Source organism: Pleurocapsa sp. PCC 7319 (genome assembly GCF_000332195.1).
Lineage (GTDB): Bacteria > Cyanobacteriota > Cyanobacteriia > Cyanobacteriales > Xenococcaceae > Waterburya.
Map to the genome: position 1 here is coordinate 1,013,131 of NZ_KB235922.1, position 24,050 is coordinate 1,037,180.

The 24,050-nt window shown below is 39.8% G+C and carries 18 protein-coding genes, 1 tRNA gene and 1 pseudogene; 11 read left to right on the forward strand and 9 right to left on the reverse strand.

Annotation, left to right across the window (positions count from 1 at the left end):
* Positions 1–85: 85 nt before the first annotated feature.
* The 3 genes from mtnA to PLEUR7319_RS0108680 are packed head-to-tail and all read right to left on the reverse strand — an operon-like array spanning position 86 to position 2,686.
* Positions 86–1,144, reverse strand: coding sequence for an S-methyl-5-thioribose-1-phosphate isomerase (gene mtnA, locus PLEUR7319_RS0108670; protein WP_019504828.1), 1,059 nt, complete (start codon positions 1,142–1,144; stop codon positions 86–88).
* A gap of 18 nt (positions 1,145–1,162) precedes the next feature.
* The gene (locus PLEUR7319_RS0108675; protein ID WP_019504829.1) at positions 1,163–1,750 is read right to left on the reverse strand and encodes a TetR/AcrR family transcriptional regulator; all 588 of its coding nucleotides are present in this window, start codon (positions 1,748–1,750) and stop codon (positions 1,163–1,165) included.
* A 24-nt stretch (positions 1,751–1,774) separates the two neighbouring features.
* Positions 1,775–2,686, reverse strand: coding sequence for an aminoglycoside phosphotransferase family protein (locus PLEUR7319_RS0108680; RefSeq protein ID WP_019504830.1), 912 nt, complete (start codon positions 2,684–2,686; stop codon positions 1,775–1,777).
* 80 nt (positions 2,687–2,766) lie between these two features.
* Between PLEUR7319_RS0108680 and PLEUR7319_RS0108685 the strand changes: the two genes are divergently transcribed.
* Positions 2,767–4,239 carry an amidase gene (locus tag PLEUR7319_RS0108685; RefSeq protein WP_019504831.1) on the forward strand — a complete coding sequence of 491 codons (1,473 nt, stop codon included), beginning with the start codon at positions 2,767–2,769 and terminating at the stop codon, positions 4,237–4,239.
* A gap of 40 nt (positions 4,240–4,279) precedes the next feature.
* Positions 4,280–5,767 carry an amidase gene (locus tag PLEUR7319_RS0108690; RefSeq protein ID WP_019504832.1) on the forward strand — a complete coding sequence of 496 codons (1,488 nt, stop codon included), beginning with the start codon at positions 4,280–4,282 and terminating at the stop codon, positions 5,765–5,767.
* Positions 5,768–5,925: 158 nt separating this feature from the next.
* Here PLEUR7319_RS0108690 and PLEUR7319_RS0108695 read toward each other — a convergent pair whose 3' ends face one another.
* Entirely contained in the window at positions 5,926–6,342 is a 417-nt protein-coding gene (locus PLEUR7319_RS0108695; RefSeq protein ID WP_019504833.1) for a DUF6220 domain-containing protein, read from the reverse strand.
* Between the two features lie 10 nt (positions 6,343–6,352).
* On the reverse strand, positions 6,353–7,018 hold the full coding sequence (locus tag PLEUR7319_RS0108700) for a DJ-1/PfpI family protein (RefSeq protein WP_019504834.1): 666 nt from the start codon (positions 7,016–7,018) through the stop codon (positions 6,353–6,355).
* A 162-nt stretch (positions 7,019–7,180) separates the two neighbouring features.
* Here PLEUR7319_RS0108700 and PLEUR7319_RS0108705 point away from each other — a divergent pair, with 162 nt between their 5' ends.
* From PLEUR7319_RS0108705 to PLEUR7319_RS34655, 3 genes are all read left to right on the forward strand, one after another.
* Entirely contained in the window at positions 7,181–8,329 is a 1,149-nt protein-coding gene (locus tag PLEUR7319_RS0108705) for a helix-turn-helix transcriptional regulator (protein WP_019504835.1), read from the forward strand.
* Positions 8,330–8,413: 84 nt separating this feature from the next.
* On the forward strand, positions 8,414–9,049 hold the full coding sequence (locus PLEUR7319_RS0108710) for a GNAT family N-acetyltransferase (RefSeq protein ID WP_019504836.1): 636 nt from the start codon (positions 8,414–8,416) through the stop codon (positions 9,047–9,049).
* 144 nt (positions 9,050–9,193) lie between these two features.
* A complete protein-coding gene (locus tag PLEUR7319_RS34655; protein ID WP_019504837.1) occupies positions 9,194–10,513 on the forward strand; it encodes a glycosyltransferase in 1,320 nt (439 codons plus the stop codon).
* Here PLEUR7319_RS34655 and tnpA read toward each other — a convergent pair.
* On the reverse strand, positions 10,445–10,933 hold the full coding sequence (gene tnpA / locus PLEUR7319_RS39245) for an IS200/IS605 family transposase (protein WP_019504823.1): 489 nt from the start codon (positions 10,931–10,933) through the stop codon (positions 10,445–10,447). The two genes, PLEUR7319_RS34655 and tnpA, sit on opposite strands and share 69 nt — an antisense overlap.
* Before the next feature lie 56 nt (positions 10,934–10,989).
* On the opposite strand from tnpA, the pseudogene PLEUR7319_RS34660 reads away from it, so the two are divergent.
* From PLEUR7319_RS34660 to PLEUR7319_RS34665, 3 genes and pseudogenes are all read left to right on the forward strand, one after another.
* A pseudogene (locus PLEUR7319_RS34660) lies at positions 10,990–11,991 on the forward strand (RNA-guided endonuclease InsQ/TnpB family protein); the annotation flags it as partial.
* A gap of 233 nt (positions 11,992–12,224) precedes the next feature.
* Complete coding sequence (locus PLEUR7319_RS39975) at positions 12,225–14,618, forward strand: bifunctional serine/threonine-protein kinase/ABC transporter substrate-binding protein (protein ID WP_019504839.1); 2,394 nt, start codon at positions 12,225–12,227, stop codon at positions 14,616–14,618.
* A gap of 69 nt (positions 14,619–14,687) precedes the next feature.
* Positions 14,688–18,341 carry a hypothetical protein gene (locus tag PLEUR7319_RS34665; protein ID WP_019504840.1) on the forward strand — a complete coding sequence of 1,218 codons (3,654 nt, stop codon included), beginning with the start codon at positions 14,688–14,690 and terminating at the stop codon, positions 18,339–18,341.
* Positions 18,342–18,803: 462 nt separating this feature from the next.
* Here the strand turns inward: PLEUR7319_RS34665 and PLEUR7319_RS0108735 are convergent.
* A tRNA-Val gene (locus PLEUR7319_RS0108735) sits at positions 18,804–18,875 on the reverse strand.
* Between the two features lie 228 nt (positions 18,876–19,103).
* On the opposite strand from PLEUR7319_RS0108735, the gene PLEUR7319_RS0108740 reads away from it, so the two are divergent.
* Positions 19,104–19,991, forward strand: coding sequence for a zinc metalloprotease HtpX (locus PLEUR7319_RS0108740; RefSeq protein WP_019504841.1), 888 nt, complete (start codon positions 19,104–19,106; stop codon positions 19,989–19,991).
* Between the two features lie 128 nt (positions 19,992–20,119).
* Here the strand turns inward: PLEUR7319_RS0108740 and PLEUR7319_RS0108745 are convergent, their stop codons facing one another.
* The gene (locus PLEUR7319_RS0108745; protein WP_019504842.1) at positions 20,120–20,875 is read right to left on the reverse strand and encodes an HAD family hydrolase; all 756 of its coding nucleotides are present in this window, start codon (positions 20,873–20,875) and stop codon (positions 20,120–20,122) included.
* Between the two features lie 120 nt (positions 20,876–20,995).
* On the opposite strand from PLEUR7319_RS0108745, the gene PLEUR7319_RS0108750 reads away from it, so the two are divergent.
* Complete coding sequence (locus tag PLEUR7319_RS0108750) at positions 20,996–21,760, forward strand: SDR family NAD(P)-dependent oxidoreductase (protein WP_019504843.1); 765 nt, start codon at positions 20,996–20,998, stop codon at positions 21,758–21,760.
* 854 nt (positions 21,761–22,614) lie between these two features.
* Here the strand turns inward: PLEUR7319_RS0108750 and larB are convergent.
* The gene (larB, locus tag PLEUR7319_RS0108760) at positions 22,615–23,403 is read right to left on the reverse strand and encodes a nickel pincer cofactor biosynthesis protein LarB (protein WP_019504845.1); all 789 of its coding nucleotides are present in this window, start codon (positions 23,401–23,403) and stop codon (positions 22,615–22,617) included.
* A gap of 291 nt (positions 23,404–23,694) precedes the next feature.
* Between larB and PLEUR7319_RS0108765 the strand changes: the two genes are divergently transcribed.
* Positions 23,695–23,946: a hypothetical protein gene (locus tag PLEUR7319_RS0108765; protein ID WP_019504846.1), complete on the forward strand. Its 252-nt coding sequence runs from the start codon at positions 23,695–23,697 to the stop codon at positions 23,944–23,946.
* Positions 23,947–24,050: the final 104 nt, after the last annotated feature.

Sequence of the window (24,050 nt, forward strand, 5' to 3'; positions counted from 1 at the left end):
TAATAAGTAATGAGTAACAAGTAATAAGTTTGTATTGCTATATTTTTCGGAGGTGAATCATTTGGTCAACAAGATTTAGCAAGGCTCAATATTGCCCAATCTTATATTTGATTAGAGAATCTGGTTCAATAGTTCCTTTTTCAGTGATAAGTCCCGTGATTAAATTGGCAGGGGTAACATCAAAAGCGGGATTATAGAATTCCGCTCCCTCCGCGCAAATAGAATTATGATTAAAATGAGATATTTCTCTACCATTACGCTCTTCGATGGGAATTTGGCTACCATCAGCTAAGTTAAAGTCAATTGTAGAGAAGGGGGCGGCAACATAAAAAGGAATCTGATGAGCTTGAGCAGCGATCGCCAAGGAATAAGTGCCAATCTTATTCGCCGTATCACCATTTCCCGCAATCCTATCCGCCCCGACTACAACGACGTCAATCATCTTCTGCTGCATACAATGAGCTGCCATACTGTCAGTGATTATTGTGACTGGGATATTTTCCTGAACACATTCCCACGCAGTTAATCTGGCTCCTTGTAAACGAGGGCGAGTTTCATCAGCATATACTCTCGCTAAACGTTGTTCTCTCCAGGCAGAGCGAATTACGCCTAAAGCAGTGCCATAACCCGCAGTTGCTAGAGAACCAGCATTACAGTGAGTTAGAATTCTAAGTTTTTCTGGGGTGCGAGGTAAGATAGCTAAACCATGATCGCCGATTGCCTGACAAGTCGCTAAGTCTTCTGCTTGGATTGACTGAGCCTTTTTGAGCAGGGTAATTTTAATTTCTTCGATAGTTCCTGTTTCTTCGTATGCCGTCCTCAACATTCTGGCGATCGCCCAAAATAAGTTTACGGCAGTAGGACGAGTTTGACGCAATAAATCAGCCACTTTTTCTAAATGTTCAATGAATTGACTGCGATCGCTTGTTTGAATTTCTGTTGCCCCTAAGTACATTCCATAGGCAGCTGCAACTCCAATCGCTGGCGCACCTCGTACAATCATTGTCTTGATCGCTTGTGCCATATCAGTACTACGACTGATAATAACTTGATTATATTCTTCTGGAAGACGAGTTTGGTCAATTAGATAAACATGATCATCTTGCCAAATAACAGGATAAATTTGATTAATAGTTGAATTCATAAAGAGGCTGTACACTGTCTAATTGACTTTTATATATTCTATTGCCTCAAGTAGGGCATCGAGCATTACTTCAAAACTATCATCTGTAGATCGAGGTAAAGTTAATAATCCAGATTGTTCTAAGGTAATAAAACCAAAAATTGCCGAATTGATCATCCGCATGATGTCTATTAATTTATTGTTGCTTAAGCCCTGAGAATTGAGGAAAACTTGAACTAAACTCTGAAATTCTTGAATTACTGAAGCTGATTCAGGATCTTCTGGCTGTAATTTAAACTGCATCATTACTTGAAATAGCCCAGGATGCGATCGCGCAAAATCTCGACTAATCATGCCACCTGCCTTCAAAAAATTGCGAGGTTTTTTAAGATCCGCAGTTTTAGATTTTAGTTCGATAAAAAGAAGCTTATAAATCGCTAATGCTACTGCTTTTTTTAATTCTGTATTTCCTTGAAGATGTTTATAAATCGCAGGAGGTTTTATACCCAATTCTCTGGCAACACGATTAACGCCAAGAGCCGATGCACCCTCTTTTTCAATACAGGCGATCGCAGCTTCGATTACGTCTTGTCTGGTTAAGGAATTTTCTTTGGTTGGACGACCCATTATTTATTGAACATTTATTGAACGTTAAATATTAATCTCTGGATTAGCTGTTTCATCTTCGGCAACACAACGTAATGTTTGTTCTCCCACAATTGCCTGTCTTGGATTATCAATCAATCCTACTTCCAATAAGGTTACGGCAAAATATATTGCCCATCCCTTAGCCCGCTTTAAGGTTTGCTCAGACATTGAGTATTGGGCGATTGCTTTTTGACGAGCATTTTGATTGTTGAACAGCATCCAGATAGAGGCAAGATCTGTGGCAATATCCCCAGAAGTAATATCTCCCCAATCAATGATCCCCACAATTTCACCGTTCTTAACTAAAATGTTGCCAGGGTGAAGATCTCCATGAAGCCATTTTGGTTGAACATCTATCGGTATATTTAAAGCTTCATGCCAAATATTTTTGATTGTTTTGCTAATTAGATTAGTTTGTGTCTCTAATCTTCGCATTCGTTTTTCTATAACTATTGCTCGCTCTTTCAATGGTACGCCCCGAACTGAGTTAGAAGGTGCATTGGATGGTGCGGTTAGATGTAGCGATCGCAAGAATGAGGCGAACAGTTGTGCCTGATTTAGATTAGGTTTCTCGCGATCGGCAGTTAGCCCAGTTAGCCAAGGTAATATACTCCATCGCCAAGGATAGTTTGAAGTAGGTTTACCAAACCTATAAGGATTGGGAACAGGTATTGTTAACCTGTTAGCGATTATTGGTAGCCATGTTTGCTCATTATTGATCAGTGTAGCTGCCACTTTTCGACGGGGAAGTCTTACACAAAGGCGATCGCCCAATCGGAACATGGCATTGTCCCAACCATTGTCAAACAGTTGAATTGGCAGATGCGATAAATCTGGATGTTGCTCCTTTAATAAATTGAAGACTAAAGCTGTATCTATCTCAAGTTCTGAGATTGGTGTCCCTATTAGATTCATTTTTAAAAATTTAGTTAATAGTATTAACTAATAGTGAATATAATTAACTTAATTGCATATATTCTATTAGGTTGTCAGCTATGGATATTGTGTTTGCTACAGCAAGTCAACTGGCGCAGATGATTCGGAATAAAGAAGTTTCTGCGGTAGAAGTTTTAGAGGCTTATCTAGAACAGATAGACAAACATAACGGCAAAATAAATGCGATCGCGACTCTAAATCAAGAAAAAGCCAAAAAAAGAGCAATTGAAGCTGATGAAGCAATAGCTAAGGGGGAAAACTGGGGAGTTTTACACGGTATACCAATTACCCTCAAAGATACTTTTGAAACAGCAGGATTGCTTACTACCGGAGGTTACAAGCCATTAAAAAATTATATTCCATCCCAAGATGCAACAGTTGTGGCTCGCTTACGGCTAGCAGGAGCAATTATCTTAGGTAAAACCAATCTTGCTGAAATGGCAAGCGATTTTCAAAGTACTAATGATCTGTTTGGACGGGTTAATAATCCTTGGAACTTAGATTATACTCCTGGAGGTAGTTCTGGTGGCAGTGCAGCAGCGATCGCTGCGGGGTTTTCGGCTTTAGAACTGGGTAATGATGCTTCTGGTTCAACTCGTCAACCAGCCCATTTTTGTGGCGTGTATGCCCTCAAACCAACAGATCGGCGTATATCCACAGCAGGACATATTCCCGAAGCACCAGGAATGCCTAAATGTATTCGTCAGTTAATGACAGTTGGCTCATTTGCCCGTTCAATTGAAGATTTACGATTGTGTTTATCTTTAACTGTAGGTCTAGATCCACGACAACCAGATGTTCCACCTGTTCCCTTAGATACAGTTGACGAAAAAGATTTACAAGATATAAGAATAGTTTGGTCAGATAGTTGGGATAAAATGACCCCTGCTTTAGAGATTAAAACGGCAATTAATATAGCTGTCGATCGACTTAAACCAGAGTGTGCAGAAATGGAACAATGGGCATCTCCACCATTTGATTTACCAGCAGCATTTAAAGTTTGCGATCGACTAACCGCATTAAATTTCGTCTATTCACAACCAGTAGATTTTGATGCTAGTAAAAAGAATTTGCCCGTTATGTTTCGAGAAGCAACTCAAGGGGATAAAGAACTAAGGGATTTAAGTAACTTAAGCCAATTTTTACCTGCGCTTTTGAACCCAACTCTTAAGGGATACTTTGAACTCTTGACCAAACGCGATCGCTTTATTGCTCAGATGGATGAAGCATTAGAACCTTGGGATGTTTGGTTGTGTCCCGTTGCTATGACAACTGCGTTTACTCATCGCTCTAAAGGTGCAGTAATTGAAATAGAAGGACGCAAAGTTCCTTATTTTTTAGCTAATGGCGGATACACAATGTTATTTAATCTTACAGGACATCCTGTAGTAGTAATTCCCATTGGGCAAAGCGAAGCTGGATTACCTATTGGTATGCAAATTATCGGGAAAAGATGGAGAGAAATGGAATTATTGGCGATCGCTGAAAAGATAGATGAAATAGCTGGTGATTTTCAACATCCATCTTTATAAACAAATTCATATAAACAAAGTTATTAAACAACCAATCAATATGAATATAGTCTTTGCTACAGCCAGCCAACTAGCGCAGATGATTCGCGATCGAGAAGTTTCGGCTGTTGAAGTTTTAAATGCTTATCTAGAACAGATTGAAAAGCATAACGGTAAGATAAATGCCGTTGTTACCTTAAATAAAGAAAAAGCCATAGAAAGAGCAATTGAAGCTGATGAAGCTTTAGCTAAAGGAGAAAATTGGGGAGTACTGCATGGTGTTCCTGTAACAGTTAAAGACCTTTTGGAAACGAGAGGTTTGGTTACTACTGCGGGCTATCCGCCTTTAAAAAATTATATACCTCAGCAAGATGCGACTACAGTAGCCAGATTAAAAGCAGCAGGGGCAATTATTTTGGGTAAAACTAATACTCCGCAATTTGGAGCTGACTATCAAAGTAAAAATCCTGTCTTTGGACAAACAAACAATCCTTGGAATTTAAATTGCACAGTTGGCGGAAGTAGTGGTGGCTCGGCAAGTGCTGTTGCTGCGGGATTCTCAGCTTTAGATCTTGGTAGTGATATTGGAGGGTCGATTCGTCTTCCAGCCCATTTTTGTGGTGTCTATGGCTTTATGCCTACGGATAGTCGAGTTTCTGCTGCCGGGCATATTCCCCCCTTACCAAATCAAACTAGATACGTTCGTCAAATGTTGAGAATTGGTCCTTTAGCTCGTTCAGTGCCAGATTTACAACTATGTTTTTCTTTAATTGCTGGTGCAGATAGCAGACAACCCGAAATTCCACCCCTATCTTTAGATCGAGCGACAGATAAGAAAATATCTGAATTGAAAATTGCTTGGACATATGGCTATGATTTCTTGCCCATAAGCCAGGATACACGCTCTTGTATCGAAGATTTGGTTAAGCGTTTAACGAATGCTGGTTGCCATTTAACTGAATCTCAACCTACCGATTTAGACTGGTCAGAAACTTTAACTTACTATGGCATTTTGTCATTTTTTGAGCTGTTTGCTTCAACCTTTTCTTTTAGAGATCTAATTCAGGGATTTCAGTTTGCCATTAAAAATGAATTCTTAGCCCGGACTCAAACTACTTATAAATATAATAGTCCTTTCAGCAAAAAAACTAATCTTGCCTTTCCTCCGAGTCTGGCTAAATACAAAGCTATCTTAGCTGAACGCGATCACGCTATGGCACAAATGGATAATTTTATGGCTCAATGGGATGCCTGGATCTGTCCTGTATCTCTTACTCCAGCATTTGCTCATTGCAATTTTGGTCAGCCAATTAAAGTTGATGGAGTCAAGTTTCCCTATCTTTTAGCTTGTGGCGGTTATACTATGCCTTTAAATTTTACAGGTAGTCCCGTAATAGTAATTCCGATTAGTCAAAGTAAATCAGGATTGCCCATCGGAGTCCAAATAGTTGGTAAGAGATGGCAAGATATGAATCTTCTGGCGATCGCGGAAAAGATAGATGAAATAGCGGGCGATTTTCAAGATCCTAACTTGGAGGAGACTCGCTAGTTTTCCCCCAGGTAATATATTTGCTGACATGGAAACCAAATAATCTGCTTCTTAATCTTATATGCTTATCTGTTTAGGACTACCAATTTTTCTAAACTGAACATAGGGCAGGTTTGCTGAATTTGTCGTTATTTTCAGCTTACTACCTGCGCCTTTTCTTATCCCGAACTCACGTTAAATAAAAGGCGCGATGTTCTATGGACAAGACTCGAAGAAGTATAGAAAAGCGAGAATCCAATTAGAGGATGAAATATCTCTAAGTGAAGTGGCGTTGTCAGATGAATAGTAGCAAACTGTAGTCCTAGTAGTATCGGTAAAGCAGCAGCAAGATGTCTGATTTTGCTGGGAAAGGAAGCTACTGCCGACCATACCCACAAGATAAATGACAATCCACCATAGCTTCGCACTAGCCAAACATGAATATTCCACCAGCTAGAGTCATTAAAATAGGCGATTCCAACCGTTAATAACTGAGCAATGAGGCAGAGATTAAAGACGATCGTCACAGCATAAAAGCTAATCTGAATCCAACTTGCAGGAGTGGGGTTGGAATCAATTTCGGAATTAGTAGTCATATTAGCTTGTTTATTGTGTTACTTTTAAATTCGACATTTCTTGCACAAAAAACATTGCCTTATCAACCAACTCAGTCCCCGCTTTTTCAGGCGAACCAACATCGAATGGAGGAGCAGGGTTGTACTCTAGTATCAATTGAGTAATCTTAGCGATTTCCTCGCCGTAAATAATGCTGGCGATGGTTAAAGCAAAATCAATACCTGCGGTAACGCCACCACCTGTAATCCGATTGCGATCAACAACTACCCGCTCTGTGCCAACCTCAACCCCTAATTGAGCCAGATTTTCCCGTGCTGCCCAGTGAGTCGCTGCTCGATAGCCTTCAAGAAGTCCAGCCTTTGCCAAAAATATCGAACCACCACAGACAGAAGTAACAAATTTAGCTGTACTGCCCTGTTTGCTCAAAAATGCCAGCACCTCTGGATCGTCTTCTACCGCTCCTTGTCCTACGCCACCGCCAATACAAACAACATCTAGTTGGGGACAATCTTCAAAGGTAGTGTCGGGTACAACCATCATGCCGTCATCGGTTTTAATCGGTTCTAGCGTCTTCCAAAGGCGATGAAGCTCGACACCAGGTAGTCCAATAAAAACTTGCTGTGGTCCTATAACATCTAGGGCAGTCATGCCTGGGTAAAAAACTAAACCAATGATGCACTTTTGTGAATCAGTCATAAATTTATCTCTCTAATTTATTTTTCTACAAACGATCGCAATTGAATCTATCCTTATACTAGAGATGGCAACCGATTTGGCATAGTCCTCGATCGGGTACTCTTTTTGACACTATGACAATTTCCCTACAGTTTTTATTTGCAACCATCAATCAAATAGAAAATGAATCCGAGCTGCAAGCACAGCTTGGAGCGAAAATTGGCGAGTACTTTGCTGCCCAGCGATCGGCAATCTTCTTTTTCAGCCCGAACTCAAACTACCTATAATAAATCTAGTAGTCCTTTCAGCAAAAAAACTAATCTTGCCTTTCCTCCCAGTCTGGCTAAATACAAGGCTATCTTAGCCGAACGCGATCGCGCTATGGCACAAAAATATATTTTGATCGTGAATCAAATACCCAAAGATGTTAAAAACAATCAGCAGTTTGAAAATAGTTCTATTTCCCACCAGAAAAACCTACTTTCTCAACTGCCTCGTTTACCGATCAAATCTAGTTCTGAATTAGGCTGGAAAAATATTCAAATTACCCACTATCGTCAACCCGCTGCCGAAATACCCGAACATAGTTTAGACTTTCATGGAATTTATCTTAATACAGGTAAAACCGTCAGGTTAAAGCAAAAAATTGCCGGTCAAACGATTACATCTAATTCTTTTCGGGAAGACTTAGGTATTTATCCGGCACACATCAGCCAGTCGTTTGCTTGGAACTCAGAAGCAGACTTTTTACTGATTTATTTGTCAGCAGATTTAATCACTAAGCTAGGCTACGAACTGTATCAGAGTAATAGTGTAGAACTAATACCTCAGATTGAAACTTGCTTCGATCCTTTGATTCTACAGATTGCCATAGCACTCAATAATGCTTTAGAAAATCAAGTTGACAACAATATATATGCCGATTCCATGGCAAATGCTTTAAGCGTACATTTATTGTCTCAATATTCTAATTGCAGTCGCGATCTTAAATCTAGTAAAAGTAAATTATCTCAGCCACAGCTAGAACAGGTAACCGATTATATCTACGGCAATCTAGATCAAAATTTAAGCTTGAAACAACTAGCAGCAGTAGTACAGTTAAGCGAATATCATTTTGCCCACTTGTTTAAACAAACTACTGGGAAAGCACCTCATCAATTTCAGCTTCAATGTCGTATAGATCGGGCTAAAGAATTATTATTGCAGGATATGGCGATCGCAAAAGTTGCGCAAACAATAGGATTTTCTAGCCAGAGTCATCTTAACTATCATTTTAAGCGTCGAGTAGGAGCAACCCCAAAGCAATTTTTGACAGGCAGCAAAAACTTGTAAAAATACAGCAAGAAGTTTAAATACTATTAATGGAAACATTTTAGATACTGAGGAGGTAAAACTTTAGCAGTAGCTATTTACAAAATGAACAACAATCAAGTAGTTCGCTTAGAGCGATCGCAAATTGAACAAGCTAGTACAATTTCAGCACAGGCATTTGCAGATGATCCCGTATTTGGCTATCTCACACCCGAAGATCGACAATCACGCTTGAAGGCTTTAACTTGGCTGGCTGAAAAAGGCTTAGAGTATTGCTATGAGTACGGTCATATTTACACCACACCCGATCTTAAAGGTATTGCAGCTTGGCTACCACCAGAAAAATCTTCTTTTACAGGAATACAAGGGTTACAGCTAATTATGCAGCTACGTTTATACTTGTTGCCTTTTTACTGTGGTTGGAACAAACTTGGACGCTGGCTATCTTTTTTAGAAATTACTGAAGATAATCATCAGCGAGATATGGGAACTCAGTCTCACTGGTATTTAGCTTTAATGTTTGTCAATCCTAGCTATCAAGGACAAGGTGTTGGTAGCGCTTTACTTAAACCAATTCTCGATCAAGCTAGTGATGAGAAATTACCATGTTATTTGGTAACGTTTACCGAGCAAGCAGTAAAGTTTTATCAAAAAAATGGTTTTGAAATCATTAGAAAAAGTCAAGTTGCAAAAGATGTACCCTCATTTTGGAATTTGAAGCGAGATACTGTCAACAGCTAGGAAGACAAGATTGCGATTACGCCCACGGGTAGCTTTCGGATTGCCGAAAAGATTAACTAAGTAGCTGGCGATTTTCAGCATCCATCCATTACAAACAATTAGAATGTTAAAGTCGAGAATCAGCCCATTATTCTAAAGATTGAGATGAAAATCACTATCTTAACTGTCGGCACTCGTGGTGACGTTCAACCTTTCATAGCATTGGGTTTAGGTCTAAAGCAGATAGGTCATACAGTTACCATAGTGACTCATGCTATCTTTGAATCTTGGATTAGGAGTTATGGTTTTGACTTTGCGGAGATAGTAGGAGATCCTCAAGGATTTATTGAATCAGAAGAAGGTCAAAAAATGCTGGAATCTGGCAGTAATCCGATTAAGTTTATCCGTTTGTTGAGCGATTCTATGAGTCCCTTTGTCGACAGTTTAATGTCGGATATATGGCAAGTTTGTCAATCTACAGATGCCATTATTGCTCATAGTATATTGTTTTGGACTTATGATTTAGCGTACAAGCTAGACATTCCCTATTTTTTAGCTAGTTTTACGCCGCTTTCTTCAACAACGAAATACCCCGTATCGATGGGTTCGGGTAAATCTCAAGGAGGCTTATTTAATTATCTTAGTTATCCTCTATCTTTAATAATTTTTTGGCAGATATACAAAAAACCCGTTAATCAATGGCTAGAGTCTAATTTAAGTATGCCATCGCGATCGTTGTGGCGATCGCCTTTCTTGAGTATGAGAAAGCAAAAAGTTCCTTTTCTCTATGCTTATAGTAATTATGTTTTACCAAAACCCCAAAATGGGCGTAAAGATGATTATGTTACGGGTTATTGGTTTTTAAACTCTGCAACAGATTGGACACCACCAGACGATTTAATCAATTTTCTTGGTGCAGGTTCTCCTCCAGTCTATATTGGCTTCGGCAGCATGAGTAATCGCGATCCAGAAGCTACAACAAAAATCGCTATAGCTGCGCTAGAAAAAACGAACCAAAGAGGCGTTATTTCAACTGGGTGGGGAGGAATTAGTAATATAGATTTGCCTGACAGTATCTTCAAAATAGATTCTGTGCCTCATGACTGGTTGTTTCCCAGATGTACTGCGTTGGTGCATCACGGTGGTGCGGGAACTACTGCGTCGGGCTTAAAAGCTGGTGTACCGACAATTATTGTGCCATTTTTTTCTGACCAACCTTTTTGGGGACACAGAGTAGCAGATTTAGGTGTGGGTACAGAACCAATAGAACGAAAAAAACTAACTGTAGAAAATTTATCAGCAGCAATTGATCTGGCGATCGCCCAGGAGACTCTACGCGATCGCGCCAACTATTTGGGTCAAGAAATTCGCTCAGAAAATGGTGTTGATAATGCAGTCAAAGTAATTAATGAATATTTAGCTAGTTGGCGAGAAGCCCCACATCTCTATTACGACAGCAATGAGTGTGGGATGAATCGCCAGTAATAGACTAGCTATAGGAGAATCTTGATTTTCTATATATTTTCTCAGTGTTGAAATAGTAACTCCACCACATGACGCGAGAAAGTAGCTACTATTCCAAACCACTTTCTTTTTATAGTATGTTTTCTCTAGTTCTGGTAAAAATTCTTGCCTCAGCTTACGACTAGAAATACTTTTAAGGCTATTAACCAGTTTGCTTAATTGTATTTCTGGGTGGTATTGAAAAAGCAAGTGTGCGTGGTCACTCTCTGCGTTGAACTCAACGATTTTGCCGTCAAATTTATCCAACAAAGATTCCCAGATTTCATGAAGCCTATCTATCATTGGCGCAGTCAAAACTTTACGTCTGTATTTGGTTGTTAAAACTAAATGAGCTTTTAAATCAGATACAGAACGCCCTCTTGATACAAAATCTTTCTTCATGAATAGGTGGAGATAAATATGTTAATATCAGTGTATCAAAATAAACAACTCTAATTTTGCTATACAACTACCAGTACCGACTAAGACCAACTACAGAACAAAAGCTTGTCCTTAATGACTGGCTTCGTATCTGTCGGTACTGGTACAACCGCCAACTGAGAGAAAGGTTTGATTGGTGGTCGAAGAATCGTAGCTACACTGACCGATGCCCATTAATCTGTCATTTGCCACAGTTAAAAGAAAAACCTGAATATTATGGGCAAAAAAAGCAGCTACCAATAATCAAAAAAGATTTGGTTTCTGTTGGCTGGAGTGGTGAATTGTTGGACTTCAATTCTGTTCCCTCACAGACTCTGCAAGAGGTGTGCAAACGGGTGAAACTAGCTTTCAGTCGTTTCGTATCGGGAGACAAAAACGGTAAGCGTTCGGGCAAACCAAGATTCAAAACAAGCGTACGTTTCAGATCGATGGTTATGAGCGGGGTAAAGCTTCATTCTTGCTCTGTTGGTGGTAAATGGCTGCATATTAATTTGCCAAAAATAGGTATGGTCAAGGTGCGACATCATAGACAACTGGTTGATGGTGCAACATTAAAGCAAGCTCAGGTAATCAAGAAAGTCGATGGTTGGTACATCAACCTAAGATTACAAGACGATTCTGTTCCTGATTTCCAGCCCGATATTACTCCTACTTGGGATAACTCATTGGGCATGGACGCTGTTCTTCATGAAAATGACTATTTGGCTACGAGCGAAGGCGTTAAATTACCTAGTCTTAAGTCATTTCGGAAATCTCAAGGCAAACTAGCCAAGATTCAGGCGCGTAAATCTACAAAAAAACGAGGTAGTAAATCTCGTCGTAAGCTGGCGAAGCGCGAAGCCAAGCTACATCAGCAAATAGCGAGAGCTAGAAAAGATCATGCCTACAATACTGCCCAGGCTCTCCTTAATACTGGCAAAAAAGTTTTCTTTCATGAACAACTCAATCTTGCTGGGTTGAGTCGGAGGAATAAAGTTAAAACTGATGAGACGGGTAAGTTTTTACCTAATGGACAGTCAGTGTGATTACAGATAGAGAAAGACAACTTTAGTCATAGGGGAAAATACTCAATAAGTCAGCGAAAGTTAGAGAGTCTTTATCACTTTCGTAGAATGTAAATTCGAGACGTTTTTCAGATGTTTGTATGTGGTTAAATCCCTAAGATTAAGACAGTTTTGAAAGAGCTAACCAGCAATTGAGCACCATCATGCACTATCTCACCTTCAAAATAATCATTAACAGGTAAAAGAAAATGAGAGATACGGAGCAACCGAGAGCTAGATCAACGCTGCTCAATTCGGGGGATATTTTACAATCCCGCTATCGAATTTTACATCAGTTGGGTCGTGGAGGCTTTAGCCGTACTTACTTGGCAGAAGATATTAATCGTTTTAAAGAACGCTGCATGCTAAAAGAGTTTGCACCGCAACTTAAAGGAACGTTTGCCCTAGAAAAAGCGCAAGAGTTGTTTGCTAGAGAAGCTGGTGTTCTCTATCGGTTGCAACATGATCAAATCCCTCAATTTCGTCAATTATTTCGTTATAAGCACGAGAATAAGGAGGAGAGATTATTCCTCGTACAGGATTATGTTGAGGGTCAAACTTATCATGACCTGTTAAACAATCGTCTTAATGAAGGAAAGAAATTTAGTGAAGCTAAAATCAGTCAATTATTGAGACAAGTTCTACCTATTCTAGAATATATCCACTCGATGGGAGTGATTCACCGCGATATTTCTCCTGATAATTTAATTTTACGTAGCGCAGATGAACTAACAGTCTTGATTGACTTTGGCTGTATTAAAGAAGTGGAAAACAAGACTCAATTAGAATTACAGTCCCTAGTCGGCACGGCTATAGGCAAGACGGGATATGCTCCACCAGAGCAAATTGAACGAGGTATTGTCTTTGCTCATAGTGATTTATATGCTTTAGCAGCAACTGCGGTAGTGCTGCTGACAGGAAAAGAACCAAAACAATTAATTGATCTCAATGGTTATCGGTGGAATTGGCAAGAAGAAGTGACTCTTAGTCCTAAGTTGGAGTGGATTTTAACTACTATGCTCTCTCCCAATCCTAGCGATCGCTTTGGTAGTGCTGTCGAAGTCAGTCAAATCCTGGACTCTATCTCAGTTGAAACTCCTACTCAAAAACGAATAGAACTTACTAAGACTGCTGTCCCCTCCGTCAGAAACAAAGCTGTCTCTAACTTATTCAAGCAAAAACCACCAAGCAAAATATATATTATGCCTGCTGCAATCTCCAAACCGGTTTTTTTTGGCTCTTTAGCTACAGTTTTACTTTTAGGAGGATTGTTGTGTTTAAAATTACAAGACTTAGATCTTGTTGCTCCTGCGGTTTCCAATTTAGATAATTCTGTTCGGGTAGACTCCCAACTACAAACGCGATTTAGTCAGGGAGAAAAGATTTTAATTTCTCAAACAAGTACGCCTGAGAAACAAATGGCTGTAGCAAGTTTTGTACAAGGTGATTATGAGCGCGCTGAGTCTTCACTTTTAGCATCTTTAGAAACTGTTGCTAATGACCCTGAAGCTCTAATTTATCTCAATAACTCTCGCATCGGTCAAGAAAAATCTTATAGCATTGCTGTCTCTATTCCGATTGGTAGTGATGTCAATGCAGCCCAAGAAATTTTACGGGGTGTGGCTCAAGCTCAAGAGCGAGTAAATCAAGCCGGTGGAATTGATGGTATTCCTCTAAAAGTCCAAATTATTAATGACGATAATGATCCAGAGATAGCCCAACAGATAGCTAAAACCCTAAGTCAAGATCGAGAAATTTTAGGGGTAGTTGGTCATTATGCCAGTGATGTGACTTTAGCTACCACCAAAATTTATCAAGCTGATCAATTAGTAGCAATTTCGCCGATTAGTACTTCAGTCAAGCTATCTAATCTCAGTCCTTATTTATTTCGGACTGTTCCGAGTGATTATCTTGCAGGAAGAGGTTTAGCAGAATATATGTTGGAGAATCTTCAGCAGAAAAATGTGGCGGTCTTTTACAATTCTCAAAGCAACTATAGTGAGTCTCTCAAATCTGAGTTTGACGCTGCGGTTGCTCTTGGTGGAGGAAGAGTGGTTAATACCTTCGATCTGTCTGATGCCAATTTTAATGCTGCCAACAGCTTTCAGCAAGCAGTGGCTGAAGGTGCAGAAGTAATTATGCTGGCTGCTAATACTGGCACTCTCGACAAGGCTTTACAGGTGGTTCAAGTTAATCGTCAACAGCTCACCTTGCTGGGTGGTGATGATGTATATACTCCTAAAACTTTGCAGATCGCAGGAGAATTTGCCGAAGATATGGTGTTGGCAATTCCCTGGCATATCAAAAGTAATCCTGATACTGAGTTTGTTCAAGATGCTCGCCAACTTTGGGGAGGAGCAGTTAACTGGCGCACAGCAATGGCTTACGATGCAGCCCTAGCTTTGATTACTGCTATTGATCGCAGTCCCAATCCTACTCGCATCAGTATCCAAAAGACACTTTCTGATTCTGACTTTTCTACTGCTGGTGCTAATAGTCAAGTTAGCTTTCTACCTTCAGGCGATCGCTTAAGTAATATTCAGCTAGTAAAAATTCAGTCCAGTAATAACAATTTTGGTTACGAATTTGTACCGATTGATTAGCAGTTTTTAGTTTTTAGTTTTCAGTTTTTAGATTCATTTCGAGAAAAATATTTAGATTGGGAGAAACAAATGCAAAAGTTTGTTTGGTTATCAAGATTCGCAAATATAATTCCAGAGGCGATCGCTTTTTCGCTCGTTGCTAGCACCATAGAAACTCAGTCAGTATCTGTTACATGTTTATTGTGGCTCTTTTATACCCTGATACTTAGATTTATTTGGAATAGTGGAATTTTAATTCATGGACTAGGGCATAGTATAGCGATCGCCTTAGTTGATCAGCAATTATCAGTTCTTAATTTAACCAACATTCTCGAACATCGAAGTCTAGCTGATGCGATCAAGTCCTTATTTCCTTTTAAGGGAATATTTATTCCCTGGCTAGAGTCTCAATCTGTTCTTTGGCTAGGAGTAGGTTCTACGAAAAAAGGTATACAAATCAAAGCTGTGGGAGGAATATTAGGCAATCTGTTACTGGTTACGATTATTCTGGTTTTTGCTCCCAGTAATATTGTCAGCCAAACCTTAATCGTTACCAATCTCATAATTGCTATATCTTCTCTTTCAGACATAGATGCATTTATAACAGGAGTAGCAGATTCCTTTTATTGTGGTAACTTTGGCTTTATCGTCCAACGCCAACCCGATGATGGCGATCGACTATTACCTGCCAGAATGCTAGAAATGGCTCAAAAAATGGGACGGGAAACCGAAATTCGTGGCGAGCAAGCTGGAGGTGGGCTAGTGATGGCGAGTGATGGCGAGCAGCCTGTTTTTGTCGGTAAAAAGATCGTTAATAAAAAAAGGGGTAATTTAACTAAATCTCTAGAAGCAGCCTTTGCACCTATACGAAAAAAAGCGCTTGCTTCTGGGATCAAACCTTCAGAATCATCGACAATGGGAATATGGCATTATCGCTATGGTACCAGTGGTTCTCCCCCTTCTGAACTAGAAACCCATTGGCATGAATGGATGGGGGCAAGAGATGAAGCAGTGTGGCAGTTTACAGATAGAGAATGGAGCTGTAAAACTAAAAATGTCCATCACTGCATCACTCACAATGGTGATTTTGACAGTTGGAAAATATTTGGTCAAGAGATTGATATTGCTAGGTTAGGTTTATGGTTAGAGCGAGTTTTGCATACCCCCAACGCTACTCAAGGAGATTCTCCCAAGATTGCCGGGATGATGGATTTGTTAGTGACTAAAGGAATGTGGTTTCCTTCGCTACGACTGGCTTATCAACAGGCGATCGCAACTTCAATTGAGTCAGCCTTTGGCGGACAAGAACCCTCTCCCGATGCACCTAATACGGCACCTTCTATCGAAGAGCTAACTAGTTGGACAAAAATCTTTGAGAATGTTTTCTCTCAAGAAGGATTATGGTTTGACGAAACTGATTTCCTCTCTTATCCCAAATACTTAAGTTATCTAGAGAAAAATCTTTTATACGCGACCGCTAAAGTCAAATCAATGGCACAATGGTCCAGGCAACAAAGAGTAGCTTTTATTCAAGTTGCAATCAAAGCTTTTGTCCAAAACGATTTATATCGTGCCACTCAAATATTCATGTCCAAGGCTCAAGGTAGTTTCGGTTTGGTTACAGTTTCTACCCTAGAAGATTCACAATTAATTCTCAGTGCTAAAGGGCAGCCCATAACCATTGGTTTTAATTGGCAGCAAGGTTATATGGTTTATGCTTCCGAACCCGTAGCCGTAGATCGAGTTTTATTAGGAACTTCTCAGTCTTTCCGTCTAGATCTAAATCAAAAAGAAGGAGAAATTGCCAAAGTCAGTGCTGTAGATATCAATGTCTACTCAATGAGTAAACACAAGGAATTGATAGGCTCAGAATTACAAGATAGATGGATACCGATGGCAGATCATCCCCATTTACCACATATTCAGTTCGCCGATTCTAGCTCTCCAGATCCTATTGCCAACGATATCCGCTCAATTCCCCGCGTCCTAAATGACATTAAAACTTCATGGCAAAATCCAGCTTCTCTCAATCGTCAGAGTGCCAATTATATGGCATATCTCCTCACGGAAAAAGTACAACGCTTCGAGGGAAGACAACGAATGATGTTTCATGCCGGATTAATCAGTCAGATAAGACGACTATCAACTGTCGATTTATTAATTACTGGGGAAGAAAATAGTCTCTGGCTAGGAGAAAGATTTGCTCAGGATTTAAAGACTATTTTTCCCTTTTTGAATGTGGTCACTTTGTCTGCAAATGAAGTTTTACAGCAGCTAAGTCAAGACTTTAGTCAACTCTATGTAGGTAAAGACTCTTTAGTACTAGCTATAACTCAGTCTGGTCAAACTTTTTCTACCATACAGGTAATTAATACCTTTGACCATTTGTGCCGTCAAGGGATGATCGGCGAACTATTTATTCTCACCGGGGAGTTGAGCAGTTTTATGAATTCTACTCAGGGTAATGGTGGACTTACGGCAATTGCTTCTTCCCCTTTTTTTGATAACTCCAAGAATAAAAATCATCGGATTTTTGTCAATGGTAGTGGTCGGAGGACAGCGGAATCTGGGACTGTTTCAGTTGCTGCTGCCAATCAAACTTTAACAGAACTCCTGTTGTATCTTGCCAAGCAGATGAGGAAGAATTTTCCGCGTTCGGAGCCTTTTGGCATGACCTTAACCCAGGAAAGTTTGATGGTTTTAGCCATGATCAAGGAAGATTTTCTGCATAAAAATGTCATCCAGATTATGGGCATTAATACCCAAGGAGAACCGATTAAATCTACAATTAGGCAAAAACTGATTCAAGGCGGTCGCTATTGGGGACTTCATGTTACTGAAACTCCCCTAGCCTGGGCAATTCACGCTTTATATGTGTTGATAACGGTAGGAGCAGTAATTCCTGTCGGTGACACCATTCCTTTGGTCAAGACATTATGGGCAATAATTTTGGCTGTGGCTAATTTACCCCAGAGTTTATGGGAATTAACTGCACCTATGGTAACTATTACCGATATTGCCATTTATATTTTTGGTCCCTGGCTGTGGACTTTATTAATACGTTATTTTCAAGGTAGGCAACTTCTCGCACGAATGGGTAAAAGAACTCTGGTAATTGGTGATGTGTCTTGGGTCAACCAGTTATTACAATCCTATGTCAGTAAACTCTTTTCCCTTAGCTATGGCATTGCCTCAATAGACGTACACGAAGGTAATCCTCAGAATCATTTTCTGCACACTTTTGGACATCGAATCGTACGAGGTACTTTAATCTGGTTAGGTGTACCCGATGGTAGGCGTAGTCAACAACTGCAAGCAGCAGAAAATGCGGTGCTAATGACTGGAAAACATGCTAACGGAGTGAGAAATATTAATGTTGGACCAGAAATTATGGTGATGGGACATAATCCGGCGATCGCCCGTAAAGGTTTTCACAATGCCCTACTTTTAGGCAGCAATAATGACTCCATCTACTTTAGAAATCTTGCTGTGGCGGAGCAAAAAGAGCAAATTGAAACATTGAGAGAATCCTGTTTTGGGGCTTTTGAAAGGTTGCTAGCTAGTTATGTTTTTTTCTGGGCGTTGGCGCAAAAAGTAGCTTCTTTTCCTCTGCTCAAGTATCAATATTGGAAATCTCAAAGTCGAACCAAAATTATGACCACTGCTTCACCTGTTTCCGGTTTAGACTCAAGTAAATTGACAGAGAAATTTCGCTCCCCATCCCTACTTAATACTTCTCGGTAAAGCCATCAAAATGATTGACTGTATCTGGGAAAAGGCGCGGAATGCGGAGCTAGGTTCTCTTGAATGTCAAGTTTAATTTGTCAATTCAGGCGATTGCGCTTCGCGCACTGGCAGAGCTAATCGCTACGAACAAAACCATGTATCAGAATTACCATTATTTCTTGCCTTTTAGTTTTGATTAGTTCTGAATATTTTTTCTGATGAGCTAGTACGCGAACGAGGAGAGTTTAATATTTCTAAAAGTACGGTTCAGGATATTAAATCTGGAAAAAGGTGGGGCCACTTGCTCAAATAGAGATGCCACCCGCGATACCGCAGGTAGAGATGCAGCTTAGTTTACATTTCTACAAGATATACCCTAAAGCTAGACGACTAACTTGGGGCATTTTTGGGGTAGCATATAAGAGAATACTTTATTCCTAAATCGCTTCAAAAATCTGAAACCTAGATTTCTGAAGATTATGGGCGATACTGGATTTGAACCAGTGGCATCCTGCTTGTAAGGCAGGCGCTCTACCGCTGAGCTAATCGCCCAAGTTCACTACCTAATTCTGGATAACATCTACAAAGCCAACCAATTATATATCCTAAATTAGTACTCAGTAAGTATAGCAGTCTTTTAGCTTTTTGTGCAAATATCCAGTCATTTATTGTTCGAGCAAACAAAATATTGCTTTAGCTAGATGTATTTCTTTTTTGGCTGATATTTAATGTATCCCATCATCAAAAAACTTTTACGATAGTGAATTCCGATAAATTTATATGTACAGAGGTAATCAAATCAAAACAGCAGCTCTTTTAGGACTACTGAGTGGGATATTAGTTCTGGGTGGATACTGGGCAACTGGTAATGAACAAGGGGCAATTATAGGTCTGATCTTTGCAGCAATAAGTAGTTTTGGCTCTTGGTTTTATTCTGATAAAGCAGCACTTGCTGCTTACCGAGCACAACCCATCAGTCGCGATGATGCATCAGAATTGTACGACATGGTAGCAAATTTAACCAAGAAAGCTGATTTGCCCATGCCAAAATTATTTGTTGTTCCTACTCAAACTCCTAATGCTTTTGCTACTGGTAGAGATCCCAACCATGCTACCGTAGCAGTAACCCAAGGGATTATGCAAATACTAGACAAAGATGAATTAGCAGGAGTAATTGCTCACGAATTAACCCATATCAAAAACCGTGATACGTTAACTCAAGCTGTAGCTGGTACTTTAGGTGGTGCGATAACATTTCTCGGTAGAATGTTAACTTTCGGTGCATTATATGGTCCTGTTAGCCGAGATAATCGTCAGGGTGGTAATCCTATTGGAGTATTGATATTAGTTGTTCTTGCTCCCATCTCTGCATCGATCATTCAGATGGCTATTTCCCGCACTCGTGAATTCTCCGCTGATCGTGGTGCTGCTGAAATTACTGGTAATCCTTTAGCTTTAGCTAGTGCTTTACAGAAGCTAGAATCCGTGGGAAAACAAGTACCGATGAATGGGAACCCCGCTTTTGAACCAGTATTAATCATGAATCCTTTCTCGACAAGTAGTTTACAATCTCTATTTCGTACCCATCCCCTAACTGAAGATCGTGTGAGTCAACTACAAGAAATAGCTAAACAACAAAAAAATTATACTACTATGACCTTGAACTAATTTAAGAGCAGCCCTTTCAAGGGATCTGTTTTTGTATCTTAATTTTAGGATAGAATTTTTTTAAAATTCATCGCCCACGCTAAAGAAAATCATCGATTATATTCAAGCTAACTTGACGCGAGTTCGGTTTAAAAATAGTTATTCATTAGCGATCGCAAATTGGCAATATCTAAATAATCACCATCAAAATTACCCTGAATAACTTTACAAGGTTGGTCAGGCTCTCCCAGATCGCTTACTACTAAAGCTGCCTGACTAAAATCCTGTTTTTCGGTGTAGTTATTGACCGTAATAATAGTTTTAAGTCCCGCTTTGATAGCTGCTTCTAAGCCATTATCAGAATCTTCTAATACCAAAAAGTTGCTCGCAGGAAGTTTCATCTTCTCCAGAACATAATCATAAATATCAGGTGCTGGCTTTTTGAATGCCACTATATCCCCAGCAGCAATAACTTCAAACCAATCTAGATCGAGATATTTCTCTAGTAAAGCAACAACGTTCGGAAAAGAAGTGGTAGTGGCGATCGCCAGCCGAACACCTGCGTCTCTCGCTGATTCAATTAATCTTTTTGCTCCTGGACGAAGCTGGATTGAACCACTACGGAGGAGTTGTAAGTAATGTTTGGTCTTAAGTTTATGTAAATAGGCGACAAAATCAGTAGTATCTTTGCTAGTTTCAAAGTTAGGCTGATATTGGCGAAGATAATATTTGAGCCTTTCTTTTCCCCCTGATACTGTCAGTAATTCACCATAAAAATCTACCGACCACTGCCAATCTAATCCTGCCTCTTCAAAAGCACTATTAAAAGCTACTCGATGTCCATCTCTTTCAGTATTGGCAAGAGTACCGTCTACATCAAAGATTAAAGCCTGTAATTGATTCATGATCTTGATTTTTAATGCTGAAAAATAAAACTATGGAGACTAAACTTTAACCAATCATAATTTACAATCGTTTACAATTTATAACTGGAGTACGATCTAGCAAAAATATAGTATAAACACGTGTTAGCAGAAATTAATCATGCCAATGCTTTGGTAGTGGGGGCAAGTCAGGGGATTGGGTTAGGGTTTGTTCGAGCCTTGCTCCAAAAAGATAATTTTCAGCGTATTTTCGCTACTTATCGTAATCAGTCAAGTGCTGTTGAATTACTAACTTTACAAGAGCAGCATCGCGATCGCTTAGAATGTTTACAAGTTGATATCACTGACGAATCTCAGATTATCGCTGGAATCAAGCAAATCCAAGAATCTGTAAAGCAAATACATCTGGCTATTTATTGTGTTGGCGTTCTCCACGAAGGCAATTTGAATCCCGAAAAAAGCCTCAGACAGATCAAATCAGAAAACTTAATTTATTCCTTCCAGGTTAATAGTATTGGCGCAGTTCTACTCGCTAAACATCTGATGCCCCTATTTAAAAAGAGCGATCGCAGTATTTTTGCCAGTATCTCCGCTAAAGTTGGTAGTATTGGCGATAATCGTCTTGGGGGATGGTATGGCTATCGGGCTTCTAAAGCAGCATTAAATATGTTTCTTAAAACTACGGCGATCGAATATAGTCGCCGATGCCCTAAAACTATTGTGGTCGCTCTACATCCAGGCACTACCGACACCAGACTTTCTCAACCATTTCAAAAAAATGTTCCTCCCGGTAAACTTTTTCCTGTGGAACATACAGTTAATCTCTTATCAAAAGTAATATCCAATTTAGAGATGAAAGATAGTGGAGAGTTTTTTGCTTGGGATGGCAGTAAGTTACCTTGGTAGACTTAAGTTCTCCCTTCGGGTTCTCCCTCGCAATGTAACTTCTGGCTGCTCTCAATACTTCTTTTTTAGGGAGATAATTAATTCCCCAGTTCTCCAATTCCCCAACTCCAGATTTTTCCAGTTCCTAAATAAAATTCTTAAACGAGAAGTATTGGGGCTATTCTGACTGTTGCTCAGCGATCATCACCCAGATCATCATTGAGAGTGATCGTCATTACAGAGAATATCGGCTTGAGATCGCTGCTTCAGCATGTTGAGTAGTGGATAATCGGAGAATATAAAAACGAGTATAAAAAGCAGAGTCCTAGCAGAGATGTTGGGACTTATTTATTGAAACTAGTAGAAAAAAGCAGAAATCAGCGATTATTTCGTTACGAGTGTCGGTTTTTGAGGTCAATCGGCTAGGATGGGGTCGTTAGAGTTTAAATGTATTACTTGGACAACATCGTAATGATTAAAAAGTTTCTATTTACTATGATTGCAGTGTCAATCATGACACAAACACAGAAGTCTGCTCTAGGAGCTGATGCATTTTGTGTTATTAAAGGTGCCTCAAGGGAAATTCAGTTTAGGGGAAATTGTATCTTTAGACAATTTGGTGGAAATGGCAGTTTTTCTATTAAGTCACCATCTGGTCTTATTGTTGGGAGGTCGTCAATCAGCGTATCTATTATTCAACCAGGCATTGCGGAGGTAAGGGGACTCACCACCAATGGAATTAACTCAAGGTGGGGCGAAGCAAGAAGGTCTGATTTAGATACAGCATGCTGGGTTGGTAGTGACTTCACAATATGTGCATACTAGTTTCTTAAGTAGTGCCACACTTTGCTGATTCACTATCGATTTTTATCTAATTAACTATTTGCATCACTAACAGCACCAATTTTTTTGGCAGTACGTAATATCTGTCCAGCAAGGATTGCTGCTCCAAAGCCATTGTCAATATTGACGACTCCAATACCCGCAGCACAAGAATTAAGCATAGTTAGCAATGGTGCAACTCCACTAAAGCTTGCTCCATAGCCAATACTAGTGGGTACTCCAATAACTGGACAATCTGCCATACCTGCCACCACGCTGGGTAATGCCCCTTCCATACCTGCCACTACAATTAAAACATCTGCATCATTAACAACATGTCGATGACTGAGCAGACGATGTATTCCTGCTACTCCTACATCCCAGAGGCGAGTGACGGCAAACCCAGACAATTCGGCAGTAATCGCTGCTTCTTCGGCAACGGGAATATCGGCAGTACCCGCAGTGAGAATAGAAATAGTTCCGATTTGGGTTGGAGCTTCAGGTGCAGATAAGGCGCAGATACGGGCAGTCGGATAATACTTTAAATCGGGAATGGCAATCTTAAGTTGCTGATAAACTTCTGCTTCGATACGAGTTGCCATAACTACTGTGTCACCTTGTCTCATAGCAGTTATGATCTTGATAATTTGTTCGGGAGTTTTATCTGCTCCCCAAATAACTTCTGGGAAGCCTGTTCTTAGTCTTCGATGATGATCTATTTTGGCAAATTCGTCTACAGGTTCAAAAGGTAAGTGTTTAAGTTTCTCCAAAGCAGTTTCGGGGCTAATTTCGCCATTTGCGATCGCCTGGAGCAGATTCTGTAGTGCTTCGGGTTGAGTCATAAGTATCTAGATTTATTTCTCGGTGTAAATTTCTCAAACATTTCCTTGACGGGAAAAGTGTTTTTTTGTAACTTTAGATACAGAAAGTATATTTTTTGTCATTCTTGATACATAAATATAAAAACTGCCCATCAACAAGTGCTGTTTCGTTTCAAACTAGCTAGTGAATTATTGTGGGAGGCAAAGATAAAGATACGACGGATAGAAACATAACATTAATAGCAATTTTATGAGATAAGTATCTAGCATCTTGTCGAAGGGTATTTTAATCACCTTAACCCTAAAAGAAAAATGAGCAACACAATTCTAGATTCTAACTCCACAACTCCTCAGTGGTGTTCGGTAAAATCCAATTTATCTCTTGATACAGCAATTGAGCTACATTTGCCCAATACCTGGGTAAAACTACTCAAATTGCCCAATCCCTATAGTCATGATGAAGCATTGATTCTGTGTAAGGAATCCGAATCGTCATGGGTGGCTTGGGTTCCCGATCACGGAGAAGCAATTATTGATAATAGTCAATTTTGTATGTATTCTTAATCCAGATTTAGGAATTGGATTTAACGTGTGAGTGAGAAATCCCCCTGTTCGACGTAGTAACTGGGGGATGAGAACGAACTGTACAACTTAGCCCTAAAAGGTTC